The 16,248-nt window shown below is 60.3% G+C and carries 15 protein-coding genes and 1 pseudogene; 12 read left to right on the top strand and 4 right to left on the bottom strand.

The window, feature by feature from the left end; translation table 11 throughout:
• Nucleotides 1–50: 50 nt before the first annotated feature.
• The 4 genes from EJA72_RS15315 (at nucleotide 51) to EJA72_RS15300 (ending at nucleotide 5,665) form a co-directional block, all read left to right on the top strand.
• Nucleotides 51–1,424, top strand: coding sequence for a glutamine synthetase family protein (locus tag EJA72_RS15315; RefSeq protein ID WP_157712271.1), 1,374 nt, complete (start codon nucleotides 51–53; stop codon nucleotides 1,422–1,424).
• A 7-nt stretch (nucleotides 1,425–1,431) separates the two neighbouring features.
• On the top strand, nucleotides 1,432–2,823 hold the full coding sequence (locus EJA72_RS15310; RefSeq protein ID WP_157712270.1) for an aldehyde dehydrogenase family protein: 1,392 nt from the start codon (nucleotides 1,432–1,434) through the stop codon (nucleotides 2,821–2,823).
• 3 nt (nucleotides 2,824–2,826) lie between these two features.
• Nucleotides 2,827–3,987, top strand: a complete 1,161-nt coding sequence (locus tag EJA72_RS15305) for an iron-containing alcohol dehydrogenase (protein ID WP_157712269.1) — start codon at nucleotides 2,827–2,829, stop codon at nucleotides 3,985–3,987.
• Nucleotides 3,988–4,102: 115 nt separating this feature from the next.
• A complete protein-coding gene (locus EJA72_RS15300; RefSeq protein ID WP_157712268.1) occupies nucleotides 4,103–5,665 on the top strand; it encodes an amino acid permease in 1,563 nt (520 codons plus the stop codon).
• Nucleotides 5,666–5,845: 180 nt separating this feature from the next.
• On the opposite strand, the gene EJA72_RS15295 is transcribed toward EJA72_RS15300, so the two are convergent.
• The 3 genes and pseudogenes from EJA72_RS15295 to EJA72_RS15285 all read right to left on the bottom strand — a co-directional run bounded on the left by EJA72_RS15295 (nucleotide 5,846) and on the right by EJA72_RS15285 (nucleotide 7,772).
• Nucleotides 5,846–6,958: an MBL fold metallo-hydrolase gene (locus tag EJA72_RS15295; RefSeq protein WP_157712267.1), complete on the bottom strand. Its 1,113-nt coding sequence runs from the start codon at nucleotides 6,956–6,958 to the stop codon at nucleotides 5,846–5,848.
• A gap of 31 nt (nucleotides 6,959–6,989) precedes the next feature.
• Nucleotides 6,990–7,191 (bottom strand): annotated as a pseudogene (locus tag EJA72_RS15290) (electron transfer flavoprotein subunit alpha/FixB family protein); the annotation flags it as partial.
• A 221-nt stretch (nucleotides 7,192–7,412) separates the two neighbouring features.
• Nucleotides 7,413–7,772: a DUF6124 family protein gene (locus EJA72_RS15285; RefSeq protein ID WP_157712266.1), complete on the bottom strand. Its 360-nt coding sequence runs from the start codon at nucleotides 7,770–7,772 to the stop codon at nucleotides 7,413–7,415.
• Between the two features lie 607 nt (nucleotides 7,773–8,379).
• Here EJA72_RS15285 and EJA72_RS15280 point away from each other — a divergent pair.
• From EJA72_RS15280 to EJA72_RS15260, 5 genes are all read left to right on the top strand, one after another.
• On the top strand, nucleotides 8,380–8,889 hold the full coding sequence (locus EJA72_RS15280) for an antitoxin Xre/MbcA/ParS toxin-binding domain-containing protein (protein WP_157712265.1): 510 nt from the start codon (nucleotides 8,380–8,382) through the stop codon (nucleotides 8,887–8,889).
• Entirely contained in the window at nucleotides 8,886–9,380 is a 495-nt protein-coding gene (locus tag EJA72_RS15275) for an RES family NAD+ phosphorylase (protein ID WP_157712264.1), read from the top strand. The genes EJA72_RS15280 and EJA72_RS15275 overlap by 4 nt, the downstream gene beginning before the upstream one ends.
• Before the next feature lie 101 nt (nucleotides 9,381–9,481).
• On the top strand, nucleotides 9,482–10,435 hold the full coding sequence (locus tag EJA72_RS15270) for a Dyp-type peroxidase (protein ID WP_372240709.1): 954 nt from the start codon (nucleotides 9,482–9,484) through the stop codon (nucleotides 10,433–10,435).
• Nucleotides 10,436–10,566: 131 nt separating this feature from the next.
• Nucleotides 10,567–11,010 carry a hypothetical protein gene (locus EJA72_RS28965; RefSeq protein WP_178129382.1) on the top strand — a complete coding sequence of 148 codons (444 nt, stop codon included), beginning with the start codon at nucleotides 10,567–10,569 and terminating at the stop codon, nucleotides 11,008–11,010.
• Nucleotides 11,011–11,108: 98 nt separating this feature from the next.
• Nucleotides 11,109–12,140, top strand: a complete 1,032-nt coding sequence (locus EJA72_RS15260; RefSeq protein WP_157712262.1) for an NAD(P)-dependent alcohol dehydrogenase — start codon at nucleotides 11,109–11,111, stop codon at nucleotides 12,138–12,140.
• 40 nt (nucleotides 12,141–12,180) lie between these two features.
• Here EJA72_RS15260 and EJA72_RS15255 read toward each other — a convergent pair whose 3' ends face one another.
• Nucleotides 12,181–12,441 carry a DUF2790 domain-containing protein gene (locus tag EJA72_RS15255; RefSeq protein WP_157712261.1) on the bottom strand — a complete coding sequence of 87 codons (261 nt, stop codon included), beginning with the start codon at nucleotides 12,439–12,441 and terminating at the stop codon, nucleotides 12,181–12,183.
• A 175-nt stretch (nucleotides 12,442–12,616) separates the two neighbouring features.
• Between EJA72_RS15255 and EJA72_RS15250 the strand changes: the two genes are divergently transcribed.
• The 3 genes from EJA72_RS15250 to EJA72_RS15240 all read left to right on the top strand — a co-directional run bounded on the left by EJA72_RS15250 (nucleotide 12,617) and on the right by EJA72_RS15240 (nucleotide 16,154).
• Nucleotides 12,617–13,357, top strand: coding sequence for a response regulator (locus EJA72_RS15250; RefSeq protein WP_157712260.1), 741 nt, complete (start codon nucleotides 12,617–12,619; stop codon nucleotides 13,355–13,357).
• A 233-nt stretch (nucleotides 13,358–13,590) separates the two neighbouring features.
• Nucleotides 13,591–14,721 (top strand): PAS domain-containing protein, encoded by a 1,131-nt coding sequence (locus EJA72_RS15245; protein WP_157712259.1) that lies wholly within the window; start codon nucleotides 13,591–13,593, stop codon nucleotides 14,719–14,721.
• Nucleotides 14,718–16,154, top strand: a complete 1,437-nt coding sequence (locus EJA72_RS15240) for a sigma-54-dependent Fis family transcriptional regulator (protein WP_157712258.1) — start codon at nucleotides 14,718–14,720, stop codon at nucleotides 16,152–16,154. The genes EJA72_RS15245 and EJA72_RS15240 overlap by 4 nt, the downstream gene beginning before the upstream one ends.
• Nucleotides 16,155–16,248 lie beyond the last annotated feature (94 nt).

The following is a 16,248-nucleotide window of genomic DNA, read 5'->3' as shown; positions in this document are numbered from 1 at the left end:
CTGCAACAGCTATTCAGACAGCCCCGAACCCTTCACGCAGGATTGACGTGATGACCGAACCCCTTCTCAGTTTTGAAGCACTCAAGCGCGCCGCGGCCTCCGGCGAAATCGACACCGTCCTGGTCTGCATGGTCGACATGCAAGGTCGATTGGTCGGCAAACGATTCCAGGTCGAATTTTTCATCGACAGCGGCCATGAAGAAACCCACTGCTGCAATTACCTGCTGGCCGATGACATCGACATGGAACCGGTGCCCGGTTATGCCGCGGCCAGCTGGAGCAAAGGCTACGGCGACTTCGTGCTCAAGCCCGACATGTCCACGTTGCGCCGCGTGCCCTGGCTGGAATGCACAGCGCTGGTGCTGTGCGACGTGCTCGATCATCACCATCGGCAAGACCTGCCCCACAGCCCGCGCGCGATCCTGAAAAAACAGATCGAGCGTCTGCGTGCGCGTGGCTACACCGGGATGTTCGCTTCGGAACTGGAGTTCTATCTATTCGACGAGAGCTACGAGGCCATCCACAAGCGCAACTACCACAAGCCGAAAACGGCCGGTCACTACATCGAGGATTACAACATCCTGCAGACCACCCGCGAAGAACCGGTGCTGCGGGCGATTCGAAAAAACCTGCAGGCCTCCGGAATTCCCGTGGAAAACTCCAAGGGTGAATGGGGCCCGGGCCAGGAAGAAATCAACATCCGCTACGCCGATGCCCTGACCATGGCCGACCATCACGTCATCATCAAACATGCCTGCAAAGAGATCGCGCAACTGCAAGGCAAGGCGATCACGTTCATGGCCAAGTGGCGCTATGACGCCGCCGGCTCCAGCAGCCATATCCATAATTCGTTGTGGGACAAGAACGCCAAAAAGCCCTTGTTCTTCGACCCCAAGGCCGAGTTCGGCATGTCGGCGCTGATGCGTTCCTGGGTGGCCGGGCAGCTCAAATACGCGAACGACATCACCTGTTTTCTTGCGCCCTACATCAATTCGTACAAGCGCTTCCAGGCCGGGACCTTCGCCCCGACGCGGGCGGTGTGGAGCCTGGACAACCGCACTGCGGGCTTCCGCTTGTGCGCCGAAGGCAGCAAGTCGATCCGCATCGAATGCCGCATCGGCGGCGCCGACCTCAACCCGTATCTGGCCTTCGCCGCCTTGATCGCGGCTGGCCTGGCCGGTATCGACGAGAAGCTCAGCCTGGCGCCGCCCTTTGAAGGCGATGCCTATGCAGACGAGCATTTGCCTGAAGTGTCGAAAACCCTGCGCGATGCCTGCGCCGCACTCAAGGGCTCGGCGCTGCTACGCGAGGCGTTCGGTGACGACGTGGTCGACCACTACGTGCACACCGCCGAATGGGAGCAGAAAGAGTACGACCGACGGATAACCGACTGGGAACTGCAGCGCGGCTTCGAGCGCTATTGAGACCACCATGACCTCGATGATTGAACTCATTTCACCGGTTGATGGCCGGGTTTATGTGGAGCGTCGCTGTGCCGATGCGGCTCAGGTGAAACAGGCATTGGCGGCTGCCGCAGCCGCCCAGGCCTTGTGGAAACGTCGACCGTTGAGCGAACGCGCCACTTTATGCAACGCCGTGGTGGACGCGATGCTGGCGATGAAGGCCGACATCGTGCCGGAACTGGCCTGGCAGATGGGTCGCCCGATACGTTTCGGCGCCGGCGAGCTGCGCGGTTTCGAAGAGAGGGCCCGGCACATGATCGCGATTGCGCCCGAGGCGCTGGCCGCCATCGAGCCCACGCCCGTTGCCGGTTTTCGCCGGCACATCACCCGGGAGCCGCTGGGGACGGTGCTGGTCATCGCCCCGTGGAATTACCCCTACCTTACGGCGGTGAACACGATCATTCCGGCGTTGATGGCGGGCAACAGCGTCATTCTCAAACACGCCTCGCAAACGCTGTTGGTGGGCGAGCGATTCGCCGAGGCGATGCGTCGCGCGAAAATACCCGAAGGCCTGTTTCAGAACCTGGTGCTCGATCATCAACAGACCGCCGACATCATCGGCTCGGGGCGGGTGCACCAGGTGAATTTCACCGGTTCGGTCGGCGGCGGCAAGGCCATGGAAAGTTCGGCCTCCGGGCGCTTCCTCGGCCTGGGCCTGGAGCTCGGCGGCAAAGACCCGGCGTACGTCCGCGCGGATGCCAACCTGGAACATGCCGTGGAAAACCTGGTGGACGGCAGCTTCTTCAATTCCGGGCAAAGCTGCTGCGCCATCGAACGCATCTATGTCGATCAGAGCCTCTACCCGGCGTTCGTCGAGCGCTTCGTCGACCTGACCCGCCAATACGTGCTGGGCAATCCGCTGGACGAGGCCACAACGCTTGGCCCGTTGGTCACGCCGAGTGCCGCTGATTTCGTGCGTGGGCAAATCGCCGAAGCGCTGATGCAAGGCGCACGGGCATTGATCGACCCCAAGGACTTCCCCGCCGATGCGCCGGGCAGTGCCTACCTCGCACCGCAGGTGTTGGTGGACGTCACCCATCACATGTCCGTGATGCGCGACGAAAGCTTTGGCCCGGTGGTCGGCATCATGCCGGTGGCCGGTGACGCCGAAGCCATCGCCCTGATGAACGACAGCGAGTTCGGGCTCAGCGCGTCGATCTGGACCCAGGACCTGGCCGCAGCCGAACAGCTGGGCAATGAGATCGACACCGGCACCGTGTTTATGAACCGCTGCGATTACCTCGACCCGGCCCTGGCCTGGACCGGGGTGAAGAACAGTGGGCGCGGCGTCACCTTGTCACGGCTCGGCTACGAGCACCTGACCCGCGCCAAATCCTTCCATCTGCGCCACGAGATCTGAGCCATGAGCCTGACTGGAAACTGGAATTACCCCACGAGCATCCGCTTCGGTGTCGGCCGCATCACCGAACTGGCCGAGGTCTGTCGCAGCCAGGGTATCCAGCGACCGTTGCTGGTCACCGACAGTGGCCTGGCGCGGGCGCCGATCACCCTCGCAGCGGTGGACGCGCTGCGTGCCGCGGGCCTTGGCGTGGCGCTGTTCAGCGACCTTAAGCCCAACCCGGTTGAAGCCAACCTGGCCGGCGGGCTCGATGCCTGGCGTGCCGGCAAACACGATGGCGTGGTCGCTTTCGGCGGCGGCAGCGGCCTGGACATGGGCAAGCTCATCGCTTTTATGAGCGGCCAGACCCGGCCGGTCTGGGATTTCGAAGACATCGGCGACTACTGGACCCGTGCCGACGAGAGCGCCATTGCCCCGGTCATCGCGGTCCCCACCACTGCCGGCACGGGCTCCGAGGTCGGTCGTGCGGCGGTGATCATCGATGAGCGCACGCACACCAAACGCATCATTTTCCACCCGAAAATGATGCCGCGCGTGGTCATCAGCGACCCGACCCTCAGCGTCGGGATGCCGGCAAAAATCACCGCCGGCACGGGCATGGACGCATTGGCGCATTGCCTTGAGGCGTACTGCGCCCCCGGTTTTCACCCCTTGGCCGATGGCATCGCCGTGGAAGGCATGCGCCTGGTGGCCAGCGCCCTGGTGCGCGCCGTCCACACCCCGTCCGACCTGGATGCCCGCGGGCAAATGCTCGCGGCCGCGGCGATGGGCGCCACCGCGTTCCAGAAAGGCCTGGGCGGAATGCACGCCCTCGCCCATCCCATTGGCGCGCTGTACGACACCCATCACGGCATGACCAACGCCACCTTGATGCCCTACGTCTTGAAGTTCAATCGCGCGGCCATCGAAGAACGCATCACGCGTCTGGCGGCTTATTTGCGGCTGCCCTCCCCGGGCTTCGACAGTTTCCTGGCCTTCGTCCTCAAGTTGCGCAAAGACATCGCCGTGCCTCATACGTTATTCGAGCTGGGGGTGGATGACCGGCAAGCCGACCTGATCGCGGACATGGCGATTGTCGATCCCTCGGCCGGCGGCAATCCGCTGCCGTTGACACGCGCCGGCGCGGCAGACATTTTCGACGCGGCCTTTCACGGCCGACTCTGATTTCAATGCAGTCAGTGGTATCGGTTGGAAACAGGAGCAGTACGACAAGGTGTTGAAAGCCAGCCCATTGCGCAGTCGCCAGTGGATTGAATCAAACCTGAAGGGGTACACACGAATGAACCCAGCAAGCCAGCCCGGCACCGAGGCGCACGACGATGACGTCAAGGTGCTGCACAGCATGGGCTACGCCCAGCAGCTGTCACGACGAATGGGCGTTTTCTCCAATTTCGCGATTTCCTTTTCGATCATCTGCATTCTCTCGGGGGGCATCAACTCACTGGCCCAGGGCACCTCAGGCTCAGGGGGGGCCGCCATCGGGATCGGCTGGCCCATCGGCTGCCTGATCTCAGGGGTGTTCGCCATGGCCATGGCCCAGATTTCCTCGGCCTACCCCACCGCTGGCGGGCTGTATCACTGGGGCTCGATTCTCGGCAACCGCTTCACCGGCTGGCTGACCGCCTGGTTCAATCTGCTCGGCTTGGTCACCGTGCTCGGCGCAATCAACGTCGGCACCTATTACTTCTTTTTCGGCGCCTTCGGACCGGCGCTGGGCATGGAGGACACGACCACGGTCCGGGTGATTTTCCTGGCGATCCTCACGGGTATCCAGGCCTTGTGTAACCACCTGGGCATCGGCCTGACGGCGAAGCTCACCGACTTCTCGGGTTACCTGATTTTCGCCACCGCGCTCGCGCTGACCGTCGTCTGCCTGATCTCGGCCCCCAGCTATGAATTCGCCCGGTTGTGGACCTTCGGCAACTATTCTGGCGAAGCCGGCGGCAGCGTCTGGCCGCAGGTCTCGAACAGTTGGGTGTTCATGCTCGGCCTGTTGCTGCCGATCTACACCATCACCGGTTATGACGCCTCCGCGCACACCTCCGAGGAGACCCGCAACGCGGCGATGTCGGTGCCCCGGGGCATGGTGATGTCGGTGGTGTGGTCGTTGCTGTTCGGCTGGGTGATGCTGAGTTCGTTCGTGCTGATGCTGCCCAACATGGACGCCGCCGCGAAACAGGGCTGGAACGTGTTCTTCTGGGCCATGGACAGCCAGGTGAACCCGAGTGTGAAAGTGGCGCTTTACGTGGCGATTTTCATCTCGCAGTTTCTCTGCGGGCTGGCGACGGTGACCTCGGTGTCGCGGATGATTTTTGCGTTTTCCCGTGACGGCGGCCTGCCCTGCTCGAAAGCGCTGGCTTCGGTCTCGCCAACCTATCGCAGCCCGGTGGCAGCGATCTGGACCGGTGCCACGCTGGCGGTGCTGTTCGACTGGGGATCGTCGGTGATTTCGATCGGCGCCACGCCGGTCTACACCATCGTGGTCTCCTGCACGGTGATCTTCCTGTTCTTCTCGTTCATCATTCCCATCGTGCTTGGCCTGTTCACCTACGGCACATCGAAATGGCCGACCATGGGGCCCTGGAACATGGGGCGCGGCTTGTACTCGTTGTTCGCCATTCTGTCGGTGCTCTCGATGGTGATCATCTTCGTCATCGGCATCCAGCCACCGAACGATTGGGCGCTGTACATCACCATCGGCTTCCTGGTGCTGACGGCCATCGTCTGGTTCGGTTTCGAGGCCCGACGCTTCCAGGGCCCGCCGACGGGTGACTTGATCGTCAAGCGCCAGGCGGACATCGCAGCGGCTGAGGCGGCGTTGAACAAGCGGGCGGGTAACTGATTCCGCCAGCCATAAATAAGGGGGTGCCGAACGCGCCCCTTGTAGCAGCTGGCGAAGCCTGCGTTCGGCTGCGAAGCAGTCGTAAAATCAGGCAACGCGGTTTGTCAGGAGAACCGCATGCTCAGTTTCTACGACTGCTGCGCAGCCGGACGCAGGCTTCGCCAGCTGCTACGTACGGTGTTATGGCTTGACTGATCGGTTTGAGTACCAGGCAACGCCGTCGGCATCTTCCGTCACGACCACGCTTCCGCGTTCGACCAGATAATTGAGATTGGCCAGGCTTTCGCCCGTCGCCAGTGACAGCAAGTCGCCTTTTATCTTTTTGGAAAACAGCGCGGGAAACACGTCGACGGCACGCTTGGGCCCTTCGACCAATAGCACCTGAAGTCGATCCAGCGCACGACGGTGGCTGCTGTCCAGATGGTCCAGTCGCGCATGCAAGCGGAGAAACGGATCGTCATGGGCCGGCAGCACCAGCACGTCGTCGGGCACCCGTTGTTTTAGATTGGCCACCGACTGCAACCAATCATCGAGCGGGTCTGCCCGTGGCTCGGTGGCCTGCACCGACACGTTGGAGGAGATGCGCGGCAAGACTTGATCGCCGGAAATCAACAGCTTCAATTCAGGGCAGTAGAAACAGGCGTGCTCGGGCGAATGCCCGGCCCCGACGATCACTTGCCATTGCTGTTCGCCAATCTGCAGGGTCTGACCGTCGCGCAAACGTCGGTAGCTGGAGGGCAGCGGATAGATCATTTTTGCAAAACCGCCAAAACGTGTGCGGTATCGATCCAGTGCCCCGTCGTCCCAGCCGGCGCGACGGTAGAAATCGAGATGGCCGACGGGCGCCTCGCGGCCGAGATCGGCAGCCTGCGTTCGACAGGTCATGTATTCACCGAGGGTCATCCACAACTCGCAGGCGTATTCAGTGGTCAACCACCCCGCCATGCCGACGTGATCGGGATGCAAATGGGTCACCAATACAGCGCTGGGGCCCTGTGGGCCGAGCGCACCCGTGGCGCTGAAAAGTGTGCGCCAGGCTTGCACCGTTTCCGGCGTGTGCATGCCGGTATCGAAAATCGCCCAGCCCTGTTTATCGCGCACAGCCCACAGGTTGATGTGCGACAGCGCGAGCGGCAAGGGCATGCGCAGCCAGAAAACGCCCGGGGCAATCTCCCTGGCCAGACCCGGTGCGGGGGGTTCGCCGCAAGGGTAAACCAGCGGTATTCGCGCGGGTTGGCCTTCAATCTGATCGGGTGAATACAACGATGCCCCGGTTTCGTTTTCTTCGTGCATGAACAATGCCCTTGTTCAATTGTGCATCGGTTTACAAAGCGGCCTGCAATTCAGGCACCGCTTCGAACAGGTTAGCCACCAGACCGTAATCCGCGACCTGGAAGATCGGCGCTTCTTCATCCTTGTTGATTGCGACGATCACCTTGGAGTCTTTCATGCCGGCCAGAGGCTGGATAGCCCCGGAGATACCGACGGCGGATGTACAGCTGCGGCGCGACGATCTTGCCGGTCTGACACGGGCAGTCACCCTCTTCTGCTGAAAAATCTGCGCCTCCATTTTAATTTCCCTATCCCCACTGACGCATAACTGTAGGAGCGAGCTTGCTCGCGATGATCGTTAACGAATACGCGTACTTCCCGAATATGCGCGGTGTTCCGAAGTCCATCGCGAGCAAGCTCGCTCCTACAGAGAACAGTGTGCAGCGATTGTTTTCGCCGACGCCGGCAATGGCGGCTAAGGCGGATCGAGTCGATCCAGCGCCCGGTTCACCGCCAGCTCGCCCAGCATGATGACTTGCGCGATCCCCAACAGCGTATTGCGGCTGGGACCCTCCATGTGGTCCGCCAGGTCCATGGTCATGACATTGGCCGAGGCCAGCGACTCGCAGGCGTGGGCCAGCAGGGTTTCGGTGTCGAGGTCCGGGTTGACGATGAACATGGTGCCGGGCGTGCGGGGTGTGGCGTTGATGTCGGCGGCGGAAGGGAAATGGAAATCGAGGGCGCGCTCGGCGGCGTCGTTGAGTTTTTTGGAATCGAGGGCGTCGTAGGGGGATGTTGGATCGGTGTCTGGTGGGTTGGGGGTTGGTTTGATCATAGATAGAACTCCAGTACTAGAAATAGGAGCCATCACTTTCGCTACCAAACGAAGGGTGGTGGCCATGCACAGGTTGGTAGACCGGAGTACTGGAACCGGCGCCCCCGAAGGGACCCTGCGCATAGCCACCATAATGTAGAGACCTTAATAGTCATCTGCAGAAGGGGCGCTGCGCGCCGTACTCCGGGCTACCAAACCCCATCGCTGTTTTTCAGCGACAGGCAAACGATAAGGCCCCGGCCATAGGCGCACAAGCCGGCGGATTCTGTCTTAACCGTAGGCAATGACGCAAGGTCATGTAGCTTTCAGGAAGTAATCTTCAGCCCCCTTAAACACGCACATTAAACATGTGAGTTTTCCGACTGCGCACACCTCGGAAATGATGACCCTATTGAAAAAAACGACGAATTATCCGACACCTTTTTAAGGTTGGCCGTCGGAAGCACAACGTATAGCGTGTTGCTCAGACAAAAACTTAGCCCGGCTGGCTTGGCTACATGCGGCGAGGACGGATCGATTTCAGGGTGCGTGCGCTAGCCAAACTCAATCACCCTGCCTGCGACATTTGGCGCTATAATTACGACAAATGTCGCAGGAGGTAATCGATATGTCCGTAACGAAGCAAGCAGATAAGCCAACCGTCAAATTCACAGGAAAAGCAGTCGTCGTGACGGAGAACCAAAGCGTCACCCGAAAGCCGACTGAAGTGCTGTTAAATGGCCGCAAAGGTGATACGCGTATGTTGATCATCCGATACACACAGGAAGGCTTCGACCTGAACGACGTCAGGGACATGCTTTCCAGTTCAAAACTGTACATGGAACATGGCCTTCTTGAGCGCATCACCGGGAAATCAATCAGAACGGTTCAGCGCTTGGCGAAGGAGACTGAGCCGGTACGACTTAACCAGCAGCAAAGCACCATCGCCTTCCAGTATGCGCAGACACTGGAGCACTCCATCAACGTGTTTGGTGATCAGCAATTGGCTGAAGACTGGTTGAAAAAACCCTGCAAATACCTGGACGGTCATATCCCGCTGGAGTTGATCGACAACTCGTTTGGCTTCCAAGTGGTAGAGGACTATTTGACCCGGATTGAACACGGGGTCTATCAATGAATCCTTTGCCATGGGATGGGGCATGGCACGCATGGCGCCTTGATCGTGAGGTATTCAAGGACACGTGGAACAGTGGAGCCGGGGCGCAGCAATCCGGCGGTCGATGGAACCCTCCCGGCCGCCGAGTTATTTATGCCTCCGCCGATCCGTCCACTGCCATATTAGAAGTCGCTGCCCACGTAGGCTTCGATACTCTCGACAGGGTGCCTCATGTCCTGACGTGCTTCGAAGTGCTTGACTCGGACCTCATCAAAGTCGTCCAGCCTGAAGATATGCCGAACCCGAACTGGTTCATCGCCTCTCAAACCTCGCCCAATCAGCAGCAGTTTTCTGATGAGTTGTTGGCCCAACATCCCTTCGTTCTGATCCCTTCCGTGGTTACCCGTCATTCCTGGAATTTACTGGTGAGCTGCGACTTGGCGATAGATCATTTCAAGCTAGTCTCACAGGAGCGCTTTGGTCTGGACACTCGGCTGATCAAGAACACCTGAGTTTCGCCTAGCGTATTTGCCTGACATCCAGCTGAAACGACAAGTCGGCTACTGTTTTTCAACTGCACCCACCGATCATGGAATGCTCTATGACGACGAAAATGCCAACCGACACCCCGTCCCCCGAACCACAATCCATCTGCAGCCCCATCACCAGCAGTGCGATTTTCATCGTCGCCACATTAAAGCCTGCCAGTGAAGCGGCCGAAAAGGTCCGGGATTGGTGCGCTGACATTGCCGCCCTCACCCGCTCGGTGGGCAAACGGGTGCCCAGCGGGAATTTGTCGTGTGTCGTGGGATTTGGCTCCACCGCTTGGGACACGTTGTTCGGCAGCCCGAGGCCCGTGTCGTTGCACACGTTTCGGGAATTTGGCGCAGTGGGACGTCAAGCCATTTCGACACCTGGCGATATTCTGCTGCACATCCGCGCCGATCAGATGGACCTCTGTTTCGAATTGGCCACGCAACTGCTTGCCTCGCTGGGCGACGCGATTACGGTGGTGGATGAAGTGCAGGGTTTTCGCTATTTCGACATGCGCAGCATCATCGGTTTTGTCGATGGCACGGAAAACCCGGTCGGGCGCAAGGCTGTGGATTTCACAGCCGTAGGCGATGAAGACCAACCCTTTGCAGGCGGCAGTTATGTGCTGGTGCAAAAGTACCTGCACAACATGAATGCGTGGAACGCGTTGTCCGTCGAGGCGCAGGAACGGATTATCGGGCGAACCAAGCTGTCCGATATCGAACTCGATGACGCGGTCAAACCCACCTCTTCGCACAGTGCCTTGACGACCATCACCCATAATGGCCAAGAGGTGAAAATCCTGCGCGACAACATGCCCTTCGGCCGCCCGGGCGCCGGTGAGTTTGGCACTTACTTCATCGGGTATGCACGCTCGCCCGACCCACTTGAACTGATGCTCGAGAACATGTTTGTCGGCAGGCCACCGGGCAACTATGACCGCTTGCTGGATTTCAGCACGGCGGTCACGGGCGGCCTGTTCTTTGTTCCCTCCTCAGACTTGCTGGAACAGCTGGCTGACAGGGCGTCTTAGAATTCATCGAAGTCAAATTACAACCTAAAGCGATTTTTCAGCAGCGCGCCGTCCTGCTACGCTTTTAATTCGCGAATAGAATCGGGCGACAGCCCTGAATGTGTTCTTTTTGATTGCCGAGGTTGCGGAATGTGAAAGGCCAATTGGTGAGTGCCGCCGTCACCATAACGGTGATGACTATGGCCACGTATGGGTTTGTGGAATGGCGCGCTGTCGAGAGCGAACGCCAGGTGGCGGTGTGCAAGGCCGCACAGGAACACCGCGAAGCGCTGGACGTTCGGGCACGAGCCATGGCGGCCGGGCTGACTGTGGATGCGTACGCTGAAGCCGAGACGGCACAAGTCGGCAAATTGGTCCAGGACCTGGACACCGCCAAAAATGATGCCGAGGTTGAAGCCGTCATAGACGCACACGCGGCCGAGTTGCAGGCGGAGGATGCCGCCGCCGATGCAGAACTGAAAAATCAGAAGAGCCAGATGTTCCTCGATCAGAAGCTCATCAAGCAAAAGATCACCACCGATACCAAGCAGGAAGTTGAACGCGCTGCAAAAGCCGTCTCTGATGCCTGCAGTTAGTGAAGTCGCCTTTCGTTTGGCGGGCGCTACGCTACACTTTCCCGTTTCCTTCGCGGCACCTGCACGACGAACCCCTGTCTTTTGATCTGGAGTCTCCGATGAGCGATAGCAACGAACTCACGACTTTCACCGGCTGGGCCGCAACGGCCGCCGGCGCCCCGCTGGAGCGCTACAGCTACGATCCCGGCCCGCTCGGGGAAGAAGAGGTGGAAGTTGCCGTGGAATACTGCGGCGTCTGCCATTCCGACCAGTCGCTGATCGATAACGACTGGGGAATCAGCCAATACCCGTTTATCCCCGGCCATGAAGTGGTGGGTAGCATCGTCCGGGTGGGCGCGCAGGTACGCGGGCTTGAAGTGGGGCAACGAGTGGGCATCGGCTGGTACAAGGGCAGTTGCATGCATTGTTCCTCGTGCATGGGCGGTTCCCACCACCTGTGCGGCACGGCGAAACCCACCATCATCGGCAGCAACGGCGGTTTCGCCGACCGCCTGCGATCGCACTGGGCCTGGGCCCTGCCCATACCGGCAAGCCTCGACCCGGCAATGGCCGGGCCACTGTTCTGCGCAGGTTCTACGGTGTTCAACCCGCTAGTACAGTTCGACATCAAACCCACGGACCGGGTCGGTGTCGTGGGCATCGGCGGTCTCGGCCACTTGGCGCTGCGCTTCCTCAACGCGTGGGGATGCGAAGTCACGGCCTTTACGTCGTCGTTGAGCAAGCAGGATGAAGCCAAGCGCCTGGGCGCACACAACGTCGTCGCGTCCACCGACAGCGATGCGTTGAAAGCCATCGCCGGCACTTTGGATTTTCTGCTGGTCACCGCCAACGCCAACCTCGACTGGACGGCCATGCTCGGCACCCTGCGCGGCAAGGGTCGCCTGCATTTTGTAGGCGTCGTGCCCGGTGCTATTCCGGTGCACGTGTTCGATCTGATCCCCCAACAGAAAAGCCTGTCCGCCTCGCCGGTCGGCTCACCCGGCACGACGGCGACCATGCTGGAATTCTGCGCACGCCATCAGATTTTGCCGCAGGTCGAGTTGTTTCCCATGAGCCGGGTCAACGAAGCCATCGACCACCTGCGCAGCGGCAAGGCGCGCTACCGCGTCGTGCTCGACGCCAGCAAATGACGGTGTAAATAGCCGGTTGCCGCAGACGGCAATCAGGCACTTAGCTGCCCTGATTGCCGCAGTCTGCCAACTTGCTGTAATCCAGCACTTTGCGGGTACCGCTGGAGTCAAGGTAGGTCATGCGGGCATTGACGATCCCGCAATTCGCGCTGCTATCCTCTACGGTAGAAATCACCTGTTTGATGTCCAGATGCGCATTAGCGTGCGTCTGCGGCTGGCTCTGGGCATCGGCGTGGGCAGAAAAAGCGGCAACGTTCAGCAGTGCGAAGAAGCTGGCGGCAATGAGTCGGGTGCGGTTCATGGTGGTGTCCTCGGGATTGAATGAGGCAAGTTGTCTTGCCTCGATGGAAGCCATTTAATCGGCCCGAGGTATCTGCGATGTGTCGTAAAACCAAGGCAATCAAGGCGTAACGTGTCCTGGATCGCAACAGATACAGTGCGATACATTTCAAGACACCTGACAAGAGGCTTGAGTGATGGACCATGTGAACCACATCCTGATTGTCGACGACGACCGCGAGATCCGCGAACTGGTCGGCAATTACCTGAAGAAGAACGGACTGCGCACAACGGTGGTCGCCGATGGCCGACAGATGCGCAGCTTCCTCGAAGCCAATACCGTGGACCTGATCGTGCTCGACATCATGATGCCGGGCGACGATGGCCTGGTGTTGTGCCGCGAATTGCGCTCGGGCAAACATAAGGCCACGCCGATCCTGATGCTCACGGCGCGCAATGACGAAACCGACCGCATCCTCGGCCTGGAAATGGGCGCCGACGACTACCTGACCAAACCCTTTGCCGCCCGCGAACTCCTGGCACGGATCAACGCCGTACTGCGCCGCACCCGAATGCTGCCGCCCAATCTGCTGATCACCGAAAGTGGCCGGCTGCTCGGGTTTGGCCGTTGGCGCCTGGATACCACTGCCCGCCATTTGCTGGACGAAGACGGCACGATGGTCGCCCTCAGCGGCGCCGAATACCGATTGCTGCGGGTGTTCCTCGATCACCCGCAACGGGTGCTCAGCCGCGACCAGTTGCTCAACCTGACCCAGGGCCGCGACTCCGACCTGTTCGACCGCTCCATCGATTTGCTGGTGAGTCGCCTGCGTCAACGGCTGATGGACGACTCGCGCGAACCGACCTATATCAAGACCGTGCGCAGCGAAGGCTATGTGTTTTCTTATCCTGTTGAATTGCTCGGCGAACAGGCCTGACGGTTTGCCGAGCGATGCCAAGTCACTGATCGGATAAATTTCAGCGCGCCCGGTTATCGGACTAACCTTCGCCTGAGTGCTGCGAAATTGCACATCACTATGCAATTTCACAGCACTCATATCCCTATACCCCAATGTTTCCTGGCCTTTTAGTTGGCATGCGATATGCCGCTGTCTTTGACCGCCTGCGATTCAGTCAGGTACCTACAAGCCAAAATCGAGCCGATCCACCCATGGATATCCTGAATTTACTGGCCAATAAAGCGCAGCCCCTATCCAGCACCCTGAGTGCCGACGGACACCTCGTCAGTCTGTCCGCCAGCCTGAGCGATGAACTGGGCTATGCGCCGGAGGCACTGCTGAATCAGCCGATCGAACGTATCTACAGCGTCGAGTCGCTGCGCACGTTGCAGTTGCTGTTCGCCAATCCCCCTGCCGACGAGCAGGTCCACAGCCTGGAACTGACGCTGATTCGCCACAACGGTGGTCTGTTGCAGGTGGTCGCCTGCGGCTTGCTGGAATGGCGTTCGGTGCAACCGGCGCGCCTGCACTTGCTGAAAATCCCCCTCGGCGTGCTCGGTCATCGGCTGCGGGAAATGCACAACGCCAATGAGGTGATGAGCCAGATGCTGCAGAGCGCCAAGGTCGCGTACTGGTGCATCGAGTTCGCCGAGGCGGTGAACATCAACAACTCCCCGGATGAAATCGTCCGTCAGGTGTTCGAAAACGATTCGCACTGGCGCTTGTGCAACCGCGCCATGGCCGAGGTGTACGAGATGCCCTCGGACGTCGATTTCAACCAGCAACCGGTGCGCCTTTACTGGCCACGCAGCCCGGCCAACGAAGAGTTCGTGCGGCGCCTGATCGAGGCCGGGTTCAGCGTCGATTGCGCGCTGTCGGTGGATCGCCGGCACGATGGCTCGCCGGCCTACGTCGAAAACGATGTGCGCGCGACCATCGTCAATGGGCACTTGTTGCGCATGTGGGGCAGCATCCGCGACGTCAGTCAGGAGCTGCGCATGCAGCACGATGCCGAGCAGCGCATCGACGCCCTGCGCCGGGTGTTTGATGCGGTGCCTGACGCGGTGCTGGTAATCGATGAACACTTGCAACCGCAATGGCGCAATGCGGCGTTCGAAGAAACCTTTGGCATCACCCATGGCGCCGGAATTGCCCGCTTGCTGCTGGATAATGCCCTGCCGGAACGCACCTGGCGCAGCCTGCCGCTGCCGGACCTGAGCGGTCGCAGTTTGAATTTCAACGTACATTGCTCGCGCATCCTGATTGGTGAAGGCGTGGCCTGGCGCGTTGCGGTGTTTCGCCAAAGCCACGGCCTGCGCCATGCCGAAGAGTTGCACCCATGAACGACAAGAACCTGCCGCCCACGGTGCAGATGGGCATGCGCTCGTCGGTCAACGTCAGCAGCGAAGGCCTGGGCGCCTTGCTGGAAACACCGGCGCTGCATGCCTTGCTCGACAGTTTCAGCGAAGCGTTGATCGTGACGGATGGCGAAGGTCGGGTGCGCTTTATCAACCTCGCCGCCGAGCGCGTCAATCGACTCTCCAAGCAGCAAGCGGTCGGGCTGTTCGACAGTGATTTCTTCCAGCGTTCGGCCCTGAATTACGACGACCTGCAAGCGGCACTGAATCGCGGTGGCAACAGCGCCCTGACCCGCTCGCGTGAAGGCCGGGTCCTGCTCAGCAGCACTCACGCCATCCCCACCGGGGCCTACGAAAAACCGTTCAGGATGTTGACCCAGAAAGACTTCGACGGCAGCCAGCCGCAGCGTCGAGCGTCGCTGGGCAATCGCCCCCCGGAGCCGCAAGGCCTGCGCGATCCCCAGGACAGCGCCCTGCACCTGTCCCCCCAGTTATCGGCCATCGCCGACACCGGCGTGCGCGCGTTTCGACGGCGTGCGCGGTTACTGCTGCTCGGCGAACCGGGGGTCGGCAAGACCGCCATTGCCCGGCATATCCATCGCGCGGCCGGTTGGGGCGATCGCCCGTTCATTCACGTCAACTGCGGGAGCATTCCGGAAAGCCTGTTCGAGTCGGAGATGTTCGGTTATGAGCGCGGCGCCTTTACCGGTGCACTGCAGGGCGGCAAGCAAGGCTACATCGAGGCCGCATCGGGCGGGACTTTGTTCCTCGATGAGATCGGCGAGATACCGCTGCACGTTCAGGCCAAGCTGCTGAAATTTCTCGAAGACAGCACCATTCAGTCGGTCGGTTCGCCGTTGAGCAAAACGGTGCAGGTGCAAGTCATTGCCGCCACCAACAAGGACCTGCGACACCTGGTGAGCATCGGCGAGTTCCGCGCGGATCTCTACTATCGCCTGGCGGTGCTGCCGGTGGAAATTCCGCCGTTGCGTCAGCACCGGGATGACTTGCCGTTTCTCATCGACATCCTGCTGAGCCGCATCAACGGTGATCGCGAGCCGTCGCTGAGCCTGTCTGCCGATTGCCGCAAACGGCTGCTGGGCTATGACTATCCGGGCAATATCCGCGAGTTGGTGAACATCTTCGAACGCCTGGCGGTGCTCGCCGACGATGAAGCGCAAGCGCATCATTTGCCGGCCGAACTGCTTGAGCCTGCGCGCCATCAGCTACGCGTGAGCCCGACGGTGGTGGACAGTGAAACCGAAGAAGACCCGGAGCAGAACCTCAAGCTCCAGGTGCAGCAGTTCGAACGCCAGGTGATTCTCAGGGCCGTGGATGTGTGTGGCAGCAAACGCAAGGCGGCGGTGCACCTGGGGATCGACATCGGCACGTTGATTCGCAAGCTGCAGCGCGACTGATCCACCCGCAAAACACAAAACCCTGTAGGAGCGAGCCTGCTCGCGATAGCGGTATGACAGTCACATCAATGCTGACTGCCAGACCGCTATCGCG

Origin of the sequence: Pseudomonas sp. PB120, assembly GCF_009761815.1 — a bacterium.
Classification (GTDB): domain Bacteria; phylum Pseudomonadota; class Gammaproteobacteria; order Pseudomonadales; family Pseudomonadaceae; genus Aquipseudomonas.
The sequence above is the reverse complement of the archived record's forward strand: the minus strand, read 5'-3'. Positions and strand labels throughout refer to the sequence as shown.

Coding starts and splice junctions, on each gene's coding strand:
- EJA72_RS15315 (WP_157712271.1), top strand. CDS start 51: ATGACCGAACCCCTTCTCAGTTTTGAAGCACTCAAGCGCGCCGCGGCC.
- EJA72_RS15310 (WP_157712270.1), top strand. CDS start 1,432: ATGACCTCGATGATTGAACTCATTTCACCGGTTGATGGCCGGGTTTAT.
- EJA72_RS15305 (WP_157712269.1), top strand. CDS start 2,827: ATGAGCCTGACTGGAAACTGGAATTACCCCACGAGCATCCGCTTCGGT.
- EJA72_RS15300 (WP_157712268.1), top strand. CDS start 4,103: ATGAACCCAGCAAGCCAGCCCGGCACCGAGGCGCACGACGATGACGTC.
- EJA72_RS15295 (WP_157712267.1), bottom strand. CDS start 6,958: ATGCACGAAGAAAACGAAACCGGGGCATCGTTGTATTCACCCGATCAG.
- EJA72_RS15285 (WP_157712266.1), bottom strand. CDS start 7,772: ATGATCAAACCAACCCCCAACCCACCAGACACCGATCCAACATCCCCC.
- EJA72_RS15280 (WP_157712265.1), top strand. CDS start 8,380: ATGTCCGTAACGAAGCAAGCAGATAAGCCAACCGTCAAATTCACAGGA.
- EJA72_RS15275 (WP_157712264.1), top strand. CDS start 8,886: ATGAATCCTTTGCCATGGGATGGGGCATGGCACGCATGGCGCCTTGAT.
- EJA72_RS15270 (WP_372240709.1), top strand. CDS start 9,482: ATGCCAACCGACACCCCGTCCCCCGAACCACAATCCATCTGCAGCCCC.
- EJA72_RS15260 (WP_157712262.1), top strand. CDS start 11,109: ATGAGCGATAGCAACGAACTCACGACTTTCACCGGCTGGGCCGCAACG.
- EJA72_RS15255 (WP_157712261.1), bottom strand. CDS start 12,441: ATGAACCGCACCCGACTCATTGCCGCCAGCTTCTTCGCACTGCTGAAC.
- EJA72_RS15250 (WP_157712260.1), top strand. CDS start 12,617: ATGGACCATGTGAACCACATCCTGATTGTCGACGACGACCGCGAGATC.
- EJA72_RS15245 (WP_157712259.1), top strand. CDS start 13,591: ATGGATATCCTGAATTTACTGGCCAATAAAGCGCAGCCCCTATCCAGC.
- EJA72_RS15240 (WP_157712258.1), top strand. CDS start 14,718: ATGAACGACAAGAACCTGCCGCCCACGGTGCAGATGGGCATGCGCTCG.